Source organism: Nocardioides sp. Root1257, from assembly GCF_001425175.1.
Classification (GTDB): domain Bacteria; phylum Actinomycetota; class Actinomycetes; order Propionibacteriales; family Nocardioidaceae; genus Nocardioides.
The window spans coordinates 855235-871387 of sequence record NZ_LMDV01000001.1 but is presented as its reverse complement, the minus strand read 5'-3'; the positions used below and the strand labels follow the sequence as shown (position 1 = coordinate 871387).

Sequence of the window (16153 nt, the reverse complement as noted above, 5' to 3'; positions counted from 1 at the left end):
CCTTCTCGACCGACGCCCGGGCCTCCGGGTGGGCCTCCTCCTCACGCCATCGATGCTGTGGCTGGGGGTGGCCTACCTGGGGGCGCTGGCGGCGCTCCTCATCACCTCCCTGTGGATGCAGAACGACTTCACCGGGAACATCGAGCGGGTCTGGACGACCGAGAACTTCCAGACGCTCTTCACGGTCGACGTCTACCGGACCATCACGCTGCGCACGATCGGCATCGCGGCCCTGGTGACGCTGATCGACGCGGTGATCGCGTTCCCGATCGCGCTCTACATGGCGAAGGTCGCGTCACCGCGCGCCCAGCGGCTGCTGGTGATCGCGGTCCTGATGCCGCTGTGGGCGTCGTACCTCGTCAAGGCGTACGCCTGGCGCGGCATGTTCTCCTCCAACGGCCCGATCGCATGGGTGGTCGAGCCGTTCGGCCTGCACTCGCCGGGCTACGGGCTCTTCGCCACGACGGTGACGCTCGCCTACCTGTGGCTGCCCTACATGATCCTGCCGGTGTTCGCCGGGCTCGAGCGGGTCCCGGACTCGCTCTTCGAGGCGTCCGCCGACCTCGGCGCGGGCTCGTGGATGACGCTGCGCCGTGTGGTGCTGCCGATGGCGTTCCCGGCGTTCGTGGCCGGGTCGATCTTCACGTTCTCCCTGACCATGGGCGACTACATCGCGGTCAAGATCGTGGGCGGGACGACGCAGATGCTCGGCAACGTCGTCTACGACAACCAGGGCGCCGCCAACAACCTGCCGTTCGCGGCCGCGGTGGCGACCATCCCGATCGTGGTGATGCTCGGCTACCTGGCCGCGGCCCGCCGTACCGGCGCACTGGAGCAGCTCTGATGTTGTCGCACGGACTCCGCCGCTCGCTCACCGCCGTCACGGCAGTGGTGCTGGTGATCGTCTACATCCCGCTGGCACTGGTGCTGCTCAACTCGTTCAACACCGACAACACCTTCGGCTGGCCGCCGCCGGGGCTGACGCTGCACTGGTGGCACGTCGCCTGGGAGAGCCAGGGGGCGCGGGACGCGCTGTGGACCAGCGTCCGGGTGGCGCTCGCCGCGACCGCGCTCGCGCTCGTGCTCGGCACGCTCGCCGCGATGGGGCTGCGGCGGACCCGCTTCTTCGGGCGCAACGTCGTGTCCCTGCTGATCATCCTGCCGATCGCGCTGCCCGGCGTCGTCACGGGACTGGCGTTCCAGAACGGCTTCCGCACGATCCTCGGCATCGACCTGAGCCTCTGGACCATCGTGATCGCGCACGCGACCTTCTGCATCGTCACGGTCTTCAACAACGTGCAGGCCCGGTTCCAGCGGCTCGGGGGCAACTTCGAGCAGGCGTCGATGGACCTCGGTGCCGGCCGGTGGACGACCTTCCGGCTGGTGACCTTCCCGATGCTGCGCTCGGCGCTGCTCGCGGGCGCGCTGCTGTCCTTCGGCCTGTCCTTCGACGAGATCGTGGTGACCACCTTCACCGCGAGCCCGCAGGACCAGACGCTGCCGATCTGGATCTTCCAGAACCTGTTCCGCCCCAACCAGGCGCCGATCGTCAACGTCGTCGCGGCGGTGCTGGTGATCTTCTCGGCGATCCCGATCTACCTCGCCCAGCGGCTGTCGGGGGCGTCGACGGAGGGACTCACCGGCGCCCGATGACTTCGCCCGGCCTGGTCGGTCGTACCTGGCATGGACGCCAAGAACCTCGCTGAGCTCTACGACCTCCCGCAGCTGGAGTGGGCGCCGATCGTGGCGCGTCTCGACGCCGGCTTCACCCAGGCGCCAGGCACCGGTGGACCGGACCGGCACACCTGCTGGCTGACCACCCTGAACGCCGACGGCAGCCCGCACGTCACGGGCATCGGCGCGCTCTGGGCCGAGGGCTCCTTCTGGTTCGAGACCGGGCGTACGACGCGCAAGGGCCGCAACGTCGCCCGTGACCCGCGGTGCGCGATCAGCGTCGCGACCCATGAGTTCGACCTCGTCGTCGAGGGCGACGCCGAGCTGGTCACCGACCCCGACGTCGTCGCCGCCCGCGCCGCCGAGTGGGCGGTCGACTGGCCATGCCGCGTCGACGAGTCGGGCATCGCCCTCACCGCCGAGTTCAGCGCCCCGTCGGCAGGTCGACCGCCGTGGCACGTCTACCGGGTCGTGGCCCGCTCGATGACGGCGCTGGCCACCACCGGCGACGGTGGGGCGACGCGCTGGAGGGCGTCGTAGCGGGTCTGCGGGTTTTGGCGGTCAGCCGGTGAAACCCGCAGACACGCCGTACTCCCTGGACCGTCCGACGACCTGTCAGCCAAGACCTGTACGACGCGCCGTCCTTGGCCGGTGTGGCGCGCGGGTTTCGGCTGACCGGCATGCGGGTTTTGGCGGTCAGCCGGTGAAACCCGCAGACGCGCCGTACTCCCCGGACCGTCCGACGACCTGTCAGCCAAGACCTGTACGACGCGCCGTCCCTGGCCGGTGTGGCGTGCGGGTTTCGGCTGACCGGCATGCGGGTTTTGGCGGTCAGCCGGTGAAACCCGCAGACCCGCCGCCGCGCCCCCGCCACACCCCTGTAAACCAGGCGACGACTGTCGGCGCAGCGACATAGCCTCGACCTCGATGTCCACCACTCTCGGCCCCGACCGGACGGTCACGTCGCCGCGCCTCGACCCGCCCGAGCCGGCACGGTCCGTCGACTGGCGACGCCTGCGTACGCCGGTGGCCGTGTGCGCCCTCGTCGCGTGCGCCGTGGCCGCCCTCGGCACCTCGCTGGGCTCGCTCGTCGCGGGTCGGCTGGCCGAGGACGCGACCGGCCGGCTCGTCGGCGTCCTCGCCCTCTGCGTCGTCGGCGCCGCGGTGCTCGACACCCTTGCGCGCACGCTGTGGGCGGGCACCGTCGACCGGGCCGAGGGCCAGCTGCGCGCCGACCTGCTCGACGCCGCGATGCACCAGCCGCTCCCGGCGCTGACCGAGCAGGCCGTGGGTGAGGTGCTCGACCGGATCGACGACGACACCCACGAGGTCGGCACGCTCCTGCGCCAGAGCGGCTGGATGGCGATCCGCACGGCGTTCGCCTCCGGCCCCCTCTGGATCGTCGCGGGCATCACCTGGTGGCCGGCGTTCGTCCTCTTCCCGGTGACCGGGCTCGCCGCGCTGGCCGTCGTCCGCCCCCTGCTGCCCGAGATCTCCACCCGCAAGGTCGTGGAGGAGGCCGCGTGGACCGACCACGCCGCCGCCCTCGAGGAGGGTGTCGCGGGCCGCGACGACCTGCGCGCGAGCCTGGGGCAGGCCCACGTCCTGCGCCGGTGCACCGAGCTCGCGGCCCGCGTCCACGCGCTCTTCGACGCGGTCCTCCAGGTCGAGGCCCGGGTCACCCGCCGAGCAGGTTCCATGCTGCACGCGGTGCTCGCCGGCACCGCGTTGATCGGGGTCACGCTCGTCGTCGACGACCACCTCGACACGTCCTCGCTGGTCACGCTCTTCCTCGTCACGACGATGTTCGTCGGGCAGGTCGACCAGCTGGCCCGGCACCTCCCGGACCTCCAGGAGGGCTTCGGCGCGGTGCTGCGGCTGCGCGGCGTGCTCGGGGCCGAGCGCGAGCCCTCCGGCGGTCGGCCGGTCCCGGACGGCCCGCTCGACCTGCGGTTCTCCGACCTCCACTTCGCCTACGTCGAGGGCCGGTTCGCCCTCCAGGACGTCGACCTGCAGGTGCCGGCCGGCACCACCTGCGCGCTGGTCGGCCGCACCGGCTCGGGCAAGTCGACGCTCGCGTCGCTGCTCTCGCGGGCCGTCGAGCCGGAGCGCGGGTCGGTGCTGCTCGGCGGGGTCGACGTGCTCGACCTCGAGCTCGGCTCGCTGCGGTCCGCGGTGGGCGTGGTCACCCAGCGCACTGAGATCCTCGCAGGCACCCTGGCCGAGAACATCGCACTCTTCGAGGACGTCCCGCGCGCCCGCGTGGAGGCGGCCGTGGCCGAGCTCGGGCTCGGCGCCTGGGTCGCCGGCCTCTCCGCCGGTCTCGACACCCTCCTCGGGCCGGGCGGCACCACGCTGTCCGCGGGGGAGGAGCAGCTGGTCGCGTTCGCCCGGCTGCTGGTGCGCGACGTCGCGGTGGTCGTGCTCGACGAGGCCACCGCCCGCATGGACCCGGTGACCGAGGCCAACGTCGTGCGCGCCGCCGACCGGCTGCTCTCGGGCCGCACCGGCCTGCTGGTCGCCCACCGGCTCTCCACCACCGAGCGCGCCGAGCAGGTTGCCGTCCTCGACCACGGGCGGGTCGTGCAGCGCGGCCCGCGGGCCCGCCTGGCCGCCGAGGACGGACCGTTCCGTGCGCTGCTGACGGCCTCCGCCGAGGACGACCGCGGCATCGCCGAGGAGGTCGGCTCGACCCAGGTCGGCACGGCGCGACGGGCGGGTACGCCGCCGCCAGCCCCGGCCCTCGAACCCGTCCCCGGCCTCGGCCGGGCCACGACGTCGGCGCTCCTCGTCGAGCCCCAGTGGGGCGCGCTGAGCATCGTCATCTTCCTGGCCTCCGCGCTGTGCGGCGCGTTCGGCGCGGTCACCGGCTTCCTGTGGGGCCACGTCGTCGTCGCGCTGCAGCGCGGGGAGACCCCGACGATGCTCACCGCGGCCGTCGTGCTGTCGCTGCTCGCCTCGCCGCTCCTGCTGGCGGAGGCGATCCGGCTCTACCCGCGCTGGTGGATCGCGGTGATGCTGCGGGTGCGCACGGCCGTGCTCGTCGGCCAGACCGAGCAGCACCGGCTGCGGCGTACCCCGCCCGGCGAGGTCGTCGCCCGCACCATGGACGCCGACCGGCTCGCACGGTACGCCGACCGCTGGGTCGACTTCATGAACGGACTCGTGATCGCGGCGCTCACCGCGGTCCTCGCCCAGAGCTTCCTGGCCGGCGGCGTGCTGCTGGCCGTCATGGTCGCCTCGTCGCTGGCCTCGACCCTGGGTCGCCGCGTCGCCGGACGGTCCGCGGCCGCGTCGGCCGCGGCCCGCGCCCGGTTCGGCCGCTCGCTGGTGTCGGCGCTCGACTCGATCCGCACCGTCAAGCTGGCCGCGTCGACGCCGAGCGTGCACGCCCACCTGCGTGCCGTCGACAGCGGCCGCGTCGACGCCGCCGTGCGCGAGCACCGGGTGCAGGCCCTGCTCGACGGCGTGCCGATCGTGATGGTGCAGTGCGGCGTGGTCGCCGCCTGGGGGATCCTCGCCGCCGGCGGTTGGGGTCTCGCCACGGCGCTGCTGGTCGCGGGCGCGGTCAACGGCTTCGACTGGTTCGGCCGGGTGGCCGGTGCCGTCATCACCGAGGCACCCGGGACCCGGGCCTGGATGCAGACCACCAGCCGGCTGGCGGGCGGCGGCGACCTGATGCACCTGCCGGCCGGGGTCGACCTGGTCAGCGGTGCGGCGCCCGCCCCGGCGCCGGGCCCGCGCGACTCGTTGCGCACCCTCGAGCTGCGCGGCGTCTCCGCCGTCCACGACGACGGGACGATCGGCGTGAGCGACGTCGACCTGACCGTGGGCTCCCGTGAGCTGGTGCTGCTCCTCGGTCAGGTGGGCTCCGGCAAGTCCAGCCTGCTCTCGGCCCTGGCCGGCCTGGTGGCCTCGACCGGCGAGATCCGGTGGAACGACGAGCCGGCGTCCGACACCGAGACGTTCCTGCGGCCCGGCCGGGTCGCCCACGTCGCCCAGGTGCCGCGGGTGCTGTCGGGCACGTTCACCGACAACGTGCGGCTCGACCACGCCGACCGGGTGGTGCTGCCGGCGCTCGAGAGCGCCCGGCTGCTGCCCGACGTCGAGAGCGCGGGCGGACCCGACGCGCTGGTCGGCCACCGGGGCGTCCGGCTGTCCGGCGGCCAGGTGCAGCGGCTCGCGCTGGCCCGGGGGCTCGCGTGCGACGCCGAGCTCCTGCTGGCCGACGACGTCTCGTCCGCCCTCGACGCCGCCACCGAGATCGAGCTCTGGTCGGCCCTGCGCGACCGCGGCGCCACCGTCATCGGCGCCACCAGCAAGCGCGCCGCCCTCGCACAGGCCGACCGGGTGGTCGTCCTCGTCGAGGGCCGCGTCGCGGCCACCGGCCCGTGGTCCGAGCTGGCGCCGGCCTGGGGGCACCTGGCCGGCTAGGGCGGTGCCCTAGGCGCGCTCCATCTTGATCCACCCGGTCCAGCCGCGCTCGGCCATCAGCTCCTGGAGCCGCTCGACCATCGGGTGCGCGCTGGTCGCGAAGGCGTCGAGCAGGGCGACGAACGCGTCGTCACCGAGCGCACCGTCCTGGCGGTCCAGGTCGCCGCGCCGCGCCGACTCCTCGTTCATCTCCACCATCAGGTCGGCCACCGCGCCGAGGCGCTCGTCGTCCAGGCCGGCCTCGTTCAGCTCGTCGATCAGCAGGTAGAGGCGCAGCGTGCGCGGGTCGTCGAGCTGGGCGTTCTTCTCGGCCATGAACTCCGGGATCTGCTCCGGCCAGCGCGCGGCCATCAGGATCCACGCGTCCCGCTCGCCCTCGACCATCGCCGTCGACACCCCCGCCCCGCGGAGCCGGTCGAGGTAGGTCACGACCTCGGCCGGCACCGCGAGCGTGTCGCCGGCTGCCAGCTGGGCGATCCGGCGGCGGTGCTCCTGGAGCTCGCGCACCTTCGCGCGGAGCTCGGCGTCGATCTGGTCGACCGCCGCGCCGAACTCCGACGGTGAGGCGTCGAGCAGCTCCTGCACCCGGGCCAGCGGCACGCCGGCCTCGGCCAGGGTCCGGATCCGGATCAGGCGGACGACGTCGGCAGCGCCGTACGTCCGGTAGCCGGAGTGGTCACGCGCCGGCTCCGGCAGCAGGCCGACCTGGTGGTAGTGGCGTACGGCGCGCACCGTGACCCCGGCGTACGCCGCCAGCTGGCTGATCGTGAGCATGCGATCAGACTGCCCGAGGGCAACCGAAGAGCCGCACCGCCCACGCGCAGCAGACCACGCTGATCAGTACGCACCACCCGATCGCCCACCATGCGTCGGAGCCAGGAGCCGTGCCGTCGAGGCAGGCGCGCAGCGTCTCGATGATCGGGGTGAAGGGCTGGTGCTGCGCGACCCAGGCGAGCCCGGCCGGCATCGAGTCGGTCGGCACGAACGCGCTGGAGAGGAAGGGCAGCAGGATCAGCGGCATCGGCGCGTTGCTGGCCGCCTCGACGCTGCCGCTGACGAGCCCCAGCGCGACGCACAGCCAGGTCACCGCGAAGCCCATCAGCAGCAGGATGCCGACGGCGCCGGCCCAGCCGACGACCGACGTGTCGCTGCGGTAGCCCAGCACCAGGGCGACGGCGAGCACGACGACGAGGGCGAAGACGGTCTGCGCCATCGCGGCGAGCACGTGCGCGTTCAGCGGTGCGGACCGGGCGATCGGCAAGGTCTTGAACCGGTCGATGATCCCCTCGGTCGCGTCCTTGGCGACCAGGATCGCCGTGCTCTGGGCGACCGCCACCACGGTCATCACCAGGATGGCCGGCGTCAGGTAGTGCAGGTAGTCGGCCCGCGGGTCGGCGCTCGTGGCGCCGCCGGGCAGACCGGCACCCAGGGTGCCGCCGAACACGTAGGTGAAGAGCAGCAGGAACACCACCGGCATCGCGATGATCGTGATCGTCAGCGACGGATAGCGCACCAGGTGCCTGAGGTTGCGACGGAAGAGGGTCGCCGAGTCGTGCACGGCGTAGGTCATGGTGGACATCAGAAGGACTCCTTCGCGTCGGTGGGCTGCTCCGTCAGGGCGAGGAACACGTCGTCGAGGGTCGAGTGGCCGGCCTGCGCCTTGAGCTCGGCGGGCGTGCCCTCGGCGACCAGGCGGCCGTCGACCAGCACCCCGACGGTGTCGGCGAGCTGGTCGGCCTCCTCGAGGTACTGCGTGGTCAGGAAGATCGTCACGCCGTCGGCGAGCAGCTCGCGCACGATCTGCCACAGGTCGCGGCGGCTGCGCGGGTCGAGCCCCGTGGTCGGCTCGTCGAGGAAGATCAGCCGCGGTCGGCTGACCAGCGTCATCGCGAGGTCGAGGCGGCGCTTCATGCCCCCGGAGTACGTCGCGGCGCGCCGGTCGGCGGCGTCCGTCAGGTCGAACCCGGCCAACAGCTCGTCGACGCGAGCGGCGGCCTCGGACCGGGGGAGGTGGGCGAGGTCGGCCATCAGCCGGAGGTTCTCGCGACCGGTCAGCAGCTCGTCGATCGCCGAGAACTGGCCGGTCACGCCGATGCTGCGGCGTACGCCGTCGGGCTCTCGCGCGACGTCGTGACCGGCGACCAGGGCCGTGCCCGCGTCGGGCGCCAGCAGGGTCGACAGGATGCGGACCAGGGTGGTCTTGCCGGCGCCGTTCGGCCCGAGCAGGGCGTAGACGGTGCCGGTCGGGACGGTGAGGTCGAGGTCTCGGAGGACCGGCTGGTCGCCGTACGACCGGGCGATCCCGGTGACCTCGATGGCGGTGGTGGAGAGGTTCATGCGAGCAGCGTGCAGGGTTGACGCCGCGTCAAGGTCAAGCCCTCGATCTGACTAGATGTCACCGCTCGCGTCGTAGACCCAAGAGGTGTCCGCGGTGGCCAGTCCCTCGACCCACGAGGCGGGCGCGTTGTTCATGATCGCGCCGTAGTCCCAGTAGTCCTTCCAGAGGCAGACCCGTCCGTCGCGCACCCGGTGCACGGTCGCGAAGTCGAGCGTGAACACCTCGCCGCTCGTGAACGTCCAGGTCTCCGAGTGCTCGTACATCACGTCGTCGCCCTCGGCGACGAGCAGGCCGTCGTGGTTCTCGTACGCCGCCAGCCCGCCCCAGCCGACCCGCAGGCGCTTGGCGATGTCCTCGGGCCCGCGGGCCGCGAGCGTCGGGCCGACCGGGACGTCGAGGTAGATGCAGTCGTCGGTGACCCAGTCGGCGATGCCGGCGTAGTCGCGCTCGGACAGCGTGCGCCACAGGCCGAGCACGGCCTCCTTCGGTGTCCTGGTCACGAGGCGGCCTCGGACGCCCTCTCGACGGCCGAGGTCCCGACCGGAGTCCCGGCCCGGTCCGCCCGCAGGAACTGCCCGGTCCGCTCCCGGCCCAGCCGGGGAGTGGGCACACCGTCGGCGACGACCCGGCGGCCGCTGACGAAGACCGCCGGCACGGCCGCGTCGTTGCGGTTGACCATCCGGGACAGGTTGCCGAACTGCTCGACGGGGCTCTCGTGATAGCTCTCGAGCGCGTCGTCGAGACGCCTCGGGTCGACCACGACCAGGTCGGCACGGTCGCCGACGCGCAGCGTGCCGGCGTCGATCCGGTACCAGGAGGCGAGCTCGCCGGTCAGCCGGTGGACGGCCTGCTCGGTCGTCATGAACGGCCGCCCCGCCTGCTCGGCGTCGTGGACGTGCTTGAGGAGGCGCAGCCCGAAGTTGTAGAAGGACATGTTGCGCAGGTGCGCGCCGGCGTCGGAGAAGCCGACCTGGATGCCGGGGTCGGCCGCGAGCTTCTTGAGCACGGCGGGCCGGTGGTTGCTGATCGTCGTGCGCCAGCGGATGTCGGTGCCGTGCTCGAGCACCAGGTCGAGGAACGCGTCCACCGGGTGCTTGCCGCCGCGCTCGACGCCGACCTGCCCGAAGGACTTCCCGACGACCGAGGCGTCCGGGCAGGCGACGATCTCGGCATCGAAGAAGTCGCGGTGCCAGACACGTGGTCCGTACTTGCTCTCGTAGTCCTTGCGGAAGCGTTCGCGGTACGCCGGGTCGCGCATCAGCTCGTCGCGCGCCAGCTTCTCCTGCAGGTGCAGCGCCATCGCGCCGGAGCCGAACTCCTCGAAGATCACCAGGTCGATGCCGTCGGCGTACACCTCGAACGGCACGGGCAGGTGCTGCCAGCGGAAGTCGGCGCCGAGGCGGTTGACCATCCACGCGACCGGCCGCATCAGGTGGATCACGAACGGGATCGCCTTGATGTCGGCGGCCGAGAGCAGGCTGGTCCGCAGCGCGGGCCGCCCGAGGAGGCCGATCGAGCCGAGGGCCTGGGTCAGGATCGTGTGCGGGTGGCTGGCGTCCGGCCCGGCCTGCAGGGCGCGCCGGCGACGACGCAGGATCGAGCGCAGCCCGCGCATCTCTTTGGTCTTGGCGTACGTCGAGGGCAGCGTGCGCGAGCGGCACAGGTCGCCGTCGATCTTGTCGAAGAGCAGCTGCTGCGCCGACATGCCGACGAAGCCGGCGTCGAGCGCCTCGTCCAGCATCGACTCCATCCGGGCCTGCTCACGCCGGGTCGGACGCACCTCCTTGCGGGTGGCGCGGTCGAGCCCCATCGTCGCGGTGCGCATGTCGGAGTGCCCGATGAACGCCGCGAGGTTGGGCCCGAGAGGCAGCGACTCGAGCGCGTCGACGTACTCCTCCGCGCTCTTCCAGGTCTTGTGCTGGTCGACCGCGCGAATGACGTGCTTGCGCGGGATCGCCTCGACGCGACCGAAGAGGTCGCCCGCGTCGACGCCGCCGACGTGCACGGTCGAGAGCGAGCACGAGCCGAGCAGCAGGGTGGTCACGCCGTGCCGCACGGACTCGGGCAGCCCGGGACCGTCGAGCACCTCGATGTCGTAGTGCGTGTGGATGTCGACGAAGCCGGGCAGCACCCACTGCCCGCGCGCGTCCACCACCTCCGGGCAGCCGGTCTCGTCGAGCTCGTCGGCGGTGACGGCGACGACGCGCCCGTCCCGCACCCCGAGGTTGCGGATCGCGGACGCGGCGCCCGTGCCGTCGAACCAGCGGCCGCCCTTGATGATCGCGTCGAAGGTCATGTGACGCATGCAACAGGTTCTAGTTGACGCGCGTCAAGAGCTAGTCGAGGTAGTGCGCCGCCATGTCGTCGAGCAGGCCGATGCCGGTGGGCTCCCAGCCGAGCAGCTCGCGGGTGGCGGCGCTGGAGGCCGGCATGTCTGCGGAGAGGAACCCGGCCAGGAAGCCGAAGTGCTCGGGGGCGTCGTCGGCGGTGATCGACCGCACGGGCAGGTCGAGATGGCGCCCGATCAGCTCGGCGACATCCTTCAGCGGCACGCCCTCCTCGCCGACCGCGTGCAGCACCGAGCCGGCGGGCGCCTGCTCGATCGCGAGCCGGAAGAGTCGCGCGGCGTCCTGGCGGTGCACCGCCGGCCAGCGCTGCGCGCCGTCCCCGACGTACGCCGAGACGCCCGCCGTCCGGGCCGTCGCGACGACCGCCCGCATGAAGCCGTTGTCGCCGGCGTCGTGGACCGTCGGTGTGAGCCGAACGACGGAGGAGCGGACGCCGCGGTCGGCCAGGGACAGGGTGAGGGCCGAGTTGGCGCCCCGGGCTGCCACGTGGCCGACGTTCGCCGGCTGGTCGGCCTCGGTCGCGAGCCTGCCGGGCGCGAGCAGGCCGGTGCCGGAGGCGATCGACAGCGCCTTGCCGGATCCGGCGAGCGCGTCGCCCATCGCCTCGATCGCGGCGTGGTCGGACGCGGCGGCGCCCGCGAAGTCACCGGTGAAGGCGATGTCGTGGCGGAACGCGAGGTGGACGACGGCGTCGGCGTCGGCCGCGGACGCCCGCAGCACGTCGAGGTCGGCCAGGGAGCCGCGGACGACCTCGGCGCCGAGGCTGGCCACGGTCGCGGCCGCCTCGTCCGAGCGGGCCAGGCCGACGACCTGGTGACCGGCGGTGAGCAGCTCGGGGACGACGGCGGAGCCGACGAAGCCGGACGCTCCGGTGACGAAGACACGCATGGGAGTACCTCCAGAAGAGTGATGTCAGGATCTGTCATCAACGTAGCACGATGATGACAGGAACTGTCATCGCGTAGGATCCGCCGCATGGGTCGCTGGGAGCCGAACGCGCGCGGACGCCTCGAGGAGGCGGCGCTCGAGCTCTACCTCGAGCGCGGCTACGCGCAGACGACGGTCGCCGCGATCGCGGAGCGGGCCGGGCTGACCGAGCGCACCTTCTTCCGCCACTTCGCCGACAAGCGCGAGGTGCTCTTCGGCGGCGGCATGGTCATCGAGGACCTCCTCGTGCGCGCCGTCGCGGACGCGCCCGCCGACGCGACGCCGTACGACGTGGTCGCGACCGCGCTGCAGGAGGCGGCCGTCGTCCTCGAAGGACGGCGCGAGGTCGCGCCCCGCCGTCAGGCCGTCATCGACGCGCATCCCGAGCTGCAGGAGCGCGAGCTCGGCAAGCTGTCGTCCTGGGCGGCGTCGCTCACGCGCGCGCTCGTCGAGCGCGACGTCGAGCCGCGGCTGGCCGGCCTGGTCGCCCAGACCGGCCTCGCGGTCTTCCGGGTCGCGTTCGAGACGTGGGTCGCCGACGTCGACGCCGCGCCCCTCACCGAGGTGCTGAGCCGGTCCTTCGAGGAGCTCCGGGGAGCCGCGTCGCCTACGCCGTAGCGGAGAACGCCTCGGCGACCACGTCGAACGCCTCCTGGAGGAGCTCGTCGCTGATCGAGAGCGGCGGGAGGAAGCGGAAGACGTTGCCCCAGGTGCCGCAGGTCAGCACGACGACGCCCTGCTGGTGGCAGTGTGCCGCGACCGCCGCGGTGCGGGCCGCGTCGGGCTCGGTGGTGCCGGGCCTGCAGAGCTCGATCGCCATCATCGCGCCGCGGCCGCGGATGTCGGCGATGACGTCGTGCACCGCGGCCAGCTCGCCGAGGCGGGTCGCCATGATCGTGCCGATCTCCCGAGCGCGCTCGTCCAGCGCGCCCTCGCGCATCTCCTCGATCGCACCGAGGGCGGCCGCGCAGGCGACCGGGTTGCCGCCGTACGTGCCGCCGAGGCCGCCGACGTGGACGCTGTCCATCAGGTCGGCCCGGCCGGTGACGCCGGCGAGCGGCAGGCCGCCGGCGATGCCCTTGGCCGTCGTCACCAGGTCGGGGACGACACCCTCGTCGTCACTGGCGAACCAGTCGCCGGTGCGGCAGAAGCCGGTCTGGATCTCGTCGGCGATGAAGACGACGCCGTTGTCCCTGGCCCATGCGGCCAGCGCCGGCAGGAAGCCCGGCGCCGGCACGACGAAGCCGCCCTCGCCCTGGATCGGCTCGATGACGACGCACGCCAGGTTGGCGGCGCCGACCTGCTTCTCGATCACGTCGATCGCGCGGGCGGCGGCCTGCTCGCCGGTCAGCCCGTCGCGCAGGGGGTAGGACATCGGCGCGCGGTAGACCTCGCCGGCGAACGGACCGAAGCCGTTCTTGTACGGCATGTTCTTCGCGGTCATCGCCATCGTCAGGTTGGTGCGGCCGTGGTAGGCGTGGTCGAAGACCGCGACCGCGTCCTTGCCGGTCGCGACGCGCGCGATCTTCACCGCGTTCTCGACGGCCTCCGCGCCGGAGTTGAAGAGCGCCGACTTCTTGGCGTGGTCGCCCGGCGTGAGCTCGGCCAGGGCTGCGCACACGTCGACGTAGCCGTCGTACGGCGTGACCATGAAGCAGGTGTGCGTGAACGCCGCGACCTGCTCCTGGACGTTGCGCACGACCGCCGGCGCGGCGTTGCCGACCGAGACGACCGCGATGCCGGAGCCGAGGTCGATGAGGTGGTTGCCGTCGACGTCGACGAGGACGCCGCCGCCCGCCTCCACGATGAACACGGGAAGGGTCGTGCCGACGCCGTCGGCGACGTGGGCCTTCTTGCGATCCAGGCGCTCCTGCGAGCCGGGCCCGGGGATGGCGGTGACCAGACGGCGTTCCTGCGCGATGCTCATGACACGAGAGTAGTGCGCCAGGATGGGGTCGTGAGAGGCCAGCGCAGAGACATCGTGATCCTCGGCAGCACCGGCTCGATCGGCACCCAGGCGCTCGAGATCGTGCGGGCCAACCCGGACCGCTTCCGGGTGGTCGGCCTGACGGCCGGCGGTGGCAATCCCGGGCTGTTCGAGCAGCAGGTGGCGGAGTTCGCACCGGCGTACTCCGGGCTGGGCGAGGACGCCTCCGTCGAGGCGGCCGGGCGCGCCTGCGACGTGGTGCTCAACGGCATCACCGGCGCGGTCGGGCTGCGTCCGACGCTCGCCGCGCTCGACGCCGGCAACACCCTCGCGCTGGCCAACAAGGAGTCGCTCATCATGGGCGGCCCGCTCGTGCTCGACCGTGCCGAACCGGGCCAGATCGTGCCGGTCGACTCCGAGCACAGCGCGCTCGCCCAGTGCCTGCGCGGCGGCACCGCCGCGGAGGTACGCCGGCTGGTGCTCACCGCCAGCGGCGGGCCCTTCCGGGGCCGCACCCGCGACCAGCTCGCGGAGGTGACCGTCGCCGAGGCGCTGAACCACCCGACCTGGGACATGGGTCCCGTCGTCACCATCAACTCCGCGACCCTGGTCAACAAGGGGCTCGAGGTGATCGAGGCGCACCTGCTCTTCGGCATCCCGTTCGACCGGATCGAGGTCGTGGTCCACCCGACGAGCGTCGTGCACTCGATGGTCGAGTTCGTCGACGGCTCGACCCTCGTGCAGGCCAGTCCGCCGACCATGCTGATCCCTATCGCCCTCGGCCTCGCGTGGCCGGACCGGGTGCCCGACACCGCGCCGCCGGTGGACTGGACCCGGCCGGAGACCTGGGAGTTCTTCCCGCTCGACGACGAGGCCTTCCCGGCGGTCGCGCTGGCGCGCGCAGCGGGGGAGCGCGGCGGCACCGCGCCGGCCGTCTACAACGCGGCCAACGAGGTCTGCGTCGAGGCGTTCCGCGACGAGCGGCTCGCGTTCACCGAGATCGTGCCCACGGTTCAGGCTGTTCTCAGCACGCACGACGTACCCTCTGAGGGGGAGTCGATGACCGTCGAGGACGTCCTCGCCGCCGACGCCTGGGCGCGCAGCGCCGCCAAGGAGAGGATCGAAGGAACCCGATGACCGGCTTGTTCTACCTGTTGGGCGTGGTGATCTTCGTGGTCGCCATCCTGGCCTCGATCGGTCTCCACGAGCTCGGCCACATGATCCCCGCCAAGAAGTTCGGCGGGAAGGTGACGCAGTACTTCATCGGGTTCGGTCCGACCGTGTGGAGCAAGCGGGTCGGCGAGACGGAGTACGGCGTCAAGGCGATCCCGCTCGGCGGCTACGTCAAGATCGTCGGGATGCTCCCGCCGGGCGCCGAGGACCTCGCCGACGAGGTGACCGTCGATGCCCAGGGCAACCAGGTCGTCCGGGTCCGCAAGTCCAACACCGGGATGTTCACCCAGCTGATCTCGGACGCGCGCGCCGCCGAGTGGGAGACGATCACCCCCGAGGACTCCGACCGGCTCTTCTACAAGATGACCTGGTGGAAGAAGGTCATCGTGATGGCCGGCGGCCCCACGGTGAACATCCTCATCGCGTTCTTCATCTTCGCCGGCGTCTTCGCGACGTACGGCAACCCCGGCGAGGCCAAGCCCTACAGCGCCGAGGTCAGCGAGGTCGTCGACTGCGTGCTGCCGGCCAGCGAGGTCAACCGCAGCTGCAAGCCCACCGACCCGGTCGCGCCGGCGAAGGCGGCGGGCATCGAGAAGGGCGACACGATCGTCTCCTTCAACGGCGTGCCGTTCACGACGTGGGAGGCGATGCAGGACGTCATCCGGGCCAACGACGACGGCACCGCCACCATCGTGGTCGAGCGCGACGGCAAGGAGCTGACGCTCACCACGAACACGACCGTCACCGCCCGGCCGACGTCGGTCACCGACGACAAGCTCACCCAGGTCGGCTTCCTGGGCGTCAGCCCGACGTTCACCGGCTTCGTCACCGGCGGGCCGATCTACACGCTCGAGAAGATGGGTGGGATGACCAAGGACACGGTCGTCGCCCTCGGCACCCTGCCGCAGAAGGTCTGGGGCGTCGCCGAGGCGATCGCCGGCGTCCACCCGCGCGATCCCAACGGACCCGTCAGCATCGTCGGCGGCGGCCGGATCGCCGGCGAGACCGTCTCCCACGAGGAGTTCCCCGTGAAGGAGAAGGCGGTCTTCCTGCTGATGCTGGTCGCCGGCTTCAACTTCTTCATCGGCATGTTCAACTTCATCCCGCTGCTGCCCCTGGACGGCGGGCACATCGCCGGCGCCCTCTGGGAGGCGCTGCGCCGGGCCTGGGCCCGCCTGCGCGGCCGTCCCGACCCCGGGTACGTCGACGTCGCGAAGCTGCTCCCGATCGCGTACGTCGTGGCCAGCGTGCTGCTCGTCATGGGCAGCGTGCTGATCGTCGGCGACCTCGTCGTCCCCGTGAAGCTCCCCTCGTAGTCACGACCTAGGATCA

General features: G+C 72.3%; 14 protein-coding genes. 7 read left to right on the top strand and 7 right to left on the bottom strand.

Going from position 1 to position 16153, the window contains the following annotated elements:
- The first annotated feature begins 28 nt into the window (after positions 1-28).
- The 4 genes from ASC77_RS04250 (at position 29) to ASC77_RS04235 (ending at position 6108) form a co-directional block, all read left to right on the top strand.
- Entirely contained in the window at positions 29-844 is an 816-nt protein-coding gene (locus ASC77_RS04250) for an ABC transporter permease (RefSeq protein ID WP_235565250.1), read from the top strand.
- Positions 844-1653 (top strand): ABC transporter permease, encoded by an 810-nt coding sequence (locus ASC77_RS04245; protein WP_056149109.1) that lies wholly within the window; start codon positions 844-846, stop codon positions 1651-1653. Before ASC77_RS04250 ends, ASC77_RS04245 begins: the two co-directional genes overlap by 1 nt.
- A gap of 30 nt (positions 1654-1683) precedes the next feature.
- On the top strand, positions 1684-2214 hold the full coding sequence (locus ASC77_RS04240; RefSeq protein WP_056149107.1) for a pyridoxamine 5'-phosphate oxidase family protein: 531 nt from the start codon (positions 1684-1686) through the stop codon (positions 2212-2214).
- A 387-nt stretch (positions 2215-2601) separates the two neighbouring features.
- Positions 2602-6108: an ATP-binding cassette domain-containing protein gene (locus ASC77_RS04235; RefSeq protein ID WP_056149105.1), complete on the top strand. Its 3507-nt coding sequence runs from the start codon at positions 2602-2604 to the stop codon at positions 6106-6108.
- A gap of 9 nt (positions 6109-6117) precedes the next feature.
- On the opposite strand, the gene ASC77_RS04230 is transcribed toward ASC77_RS04235, so the two are convergent.
- Genes ASC77_RS04230 through ASC77_RS04205 form a run of 6 tightly spaced genes read right to left on the bottom strand, consistent with a single transcriptional unit; the run spans position 6118 to position 11682 of the window.
- On the bottom strand, positions 6118-6882 hold the full coding sequence (locus ASC77_RS04230) for a MerR family transcriptional regulator (RefSeq protein WP_056149103.1): 765 nt from the start codon (positions 6880-6882) through the stop codon (positions 6118-6120).
- Positions 6883-6886: 4 nt separating this feature from the next.
- On the bottom strand, positions 6887-7687 hold the full coding sequence (locus tag ASC77_RS04225) for an ABC transporter permease (protein WP_082574435.1): 801 nt from the start codon (positions 7685-7687) through the stop codon (positions 6887-6889).
- A complete protein-coding gene (locus tag ASC77_RS04220; protein ID WP_056149101.1) occupies positions 7687-8445 on the bottom strand; it encodes an ABC transporter ATP-binding protein in 759 nt (252 codons plus the stop codon). Before ASC77_RS04220 ends, ASC77_RS04225 begins: the two co-directional genes overlap by 1 nt.
- A 51-nt stretch (positions 8446-8496) precedes the next feature.
- A complete protein-coding gene (locus ASC77_RS04215) occupies positions 8497-8946 on the bottom strand; it encodes a nuclear transport factor 2 family protein (RefSeq protein ID WP_056149099.1) in 450 nt (149 codons plus the stop codon).
- Positions 8943-10742: an N-acyl-D-amino-acid deacylase family protein gene (locus ASC77_RS04210; RefSeq protein WP_056149097.1), complete on the bottom strand. Its 1800-nt coding sequence runs from the start codon at positions 10740-10742 to the stop codon at positions 8943-8945. Before ASC77_RS04210 ends, ASC77_RS04215 begins: the two co-directional genes overlap by 4 nt.
- 40 nt (positions 10743-10782) lie before the next feature.
- Positions 10783-11682 carry an SDR family oxidoreductase gene (locus tag ASC77_RS04205; protein ID WP_056149095.1) on the bottom strand — a complete coding sequence of 300 codons (900 nt, stop codon included), beginning with the start codon at positions 11680-11682 and terminating at the stop codon, positions 10783-10785.
- A gap of 87 nt (positions 11683-11769) precedes the next feature.
- Between ASC77_RS04205 and ASC77_RS04200 the strand changes: the two genes are divergently transcribed.
- A complete protein-coding gene (locus ASC77_RS04200; protein WP_056149093.1) occupies positions 11770-12339 on the top strand; it encodes a TetR/AcrR family transcriptional regulator in 570 nt (189 codons plus the stop codon).
- Here the strand turns inward: ASC77_RS04200 and gabT are convergent.
- Positions 12329-13648, bottom strand: coding sequence for a 4-aminobutyrate--2-oxoglutarate transaminase (gabT, locus tag ASC77_RS04195; RefSeq protein WP_056149092.1), 1320 nt, complete (start codon positions 13646-13648; stop codon positions 12329-12331). The genes ASC77_RS04200 and gabT overlap by 11 nt on opposite strands.
- A 30-nt stretch (positions 13649-13678) precedes the next feature.
- Here gabT and ASC77_RS04190 point away from each other — a divergent pair, with 30 nt between their 5' ends.
- Positions 13679-14785, top strand: coding sequence for a 1-deoxy-D-xylulose-5-phosphate reductoisomerase (locus tag ASC77_RS04190; protein ID WP_235547443.1), 1107 nt, complete (start codon positions 13679-13681; stop codon positions 14783-14785).
- A complete protein-coding gene (locus ASC77_RS04185; RefSeq protein ID WP_056149090.1) occupies positions 14782-16137 on the top strand; it encodes a M50 family metallopeptidase in 1356 nt (451 codons plus the stop codon). The genes ASC77_RS04190 and ASC77_RS04185 overlap by 4 nt, the downstream gene beginning before the upstream one ends.
- Positions 16138-16153: the final 16 nt, after the last annotated feature.

Coding starts and splice junctions, on each gene's coding strand:
- ASC77_RS04205 (WP_056149095.1), bottom strand. CDS start 11,682: ATGCGTGTCTTCGTCACCGGAGCGTCCGGCTTCGTCGGCTCCGCCGTC.
- ASC77_RS04225 (WP_082574435.1), bottom strand. CDS start 7,687: ATGTCCACCATGACCTACGCCGTGCACGACTCGGCGACCCTCTTCCGT.
- ASC77_RS04210 (WP_056149097.1), bottom strand. CDS start 10,742: ATGACCTTCGACGCGATCATCAAGGGCGGCCGCTGGTTCGACGGCACG.
- ASC77_RS04200 (WP_056149093.1), top strand. CDS start 11,770: ATGGGTCGCTGGGAGCCGAACGCGCGCGGACGCCTCGAGGAGGCGGCG.
- ASC77_RS04245 (WP_056149109.1), top strand. CDS start 844: ATGTTGTCGCACGGACTCCGCCGCTCGCTCACCGCCGTCACGGCAGTG.
- ASC77_RS04220 (WP_056149101.1), bottom strand. CDS start 8,445: ATGAACCTCTCCACCACCGCCATCGAGGTCACCGGGATCGCCCGGTCG.
- ASC77_RS04230 (WP_056149103.1), bottom strand. CDS start 6,882: ATGCTCACGATCAGCCAGCTGGCGGCGTACGCCGGGGTCACGGTGCGC.
- gabT (WP_056149092.1), bottom strand. CDS start 13,648: ATGAGCATCGCGCAGGAACGCCGTCTGGTCACCGCCATCCCCGGGCCC.
- ASC77_RS04185 (WP_056149090.1), top strand. CDS start 14,782: ATGACCGGCTTGTTCTACCTGTTGGGCGTGGTGATCTTCGTGGTCGCC.
- ASC77_RS04235 (WP_056149105.1), top strand. CDS start 2,602: ATGTCCACCACTCTCGGCCCCGACCGGACGGTCACGTCGCCGCGCCTC.
- ASC77_RS04240 (WP_056149107.1), top strand. CDS start 1,684: ATGGACGCCAAGAACCTCGCTGAGCTCTACGACCTCCCGCAGCTGGAG.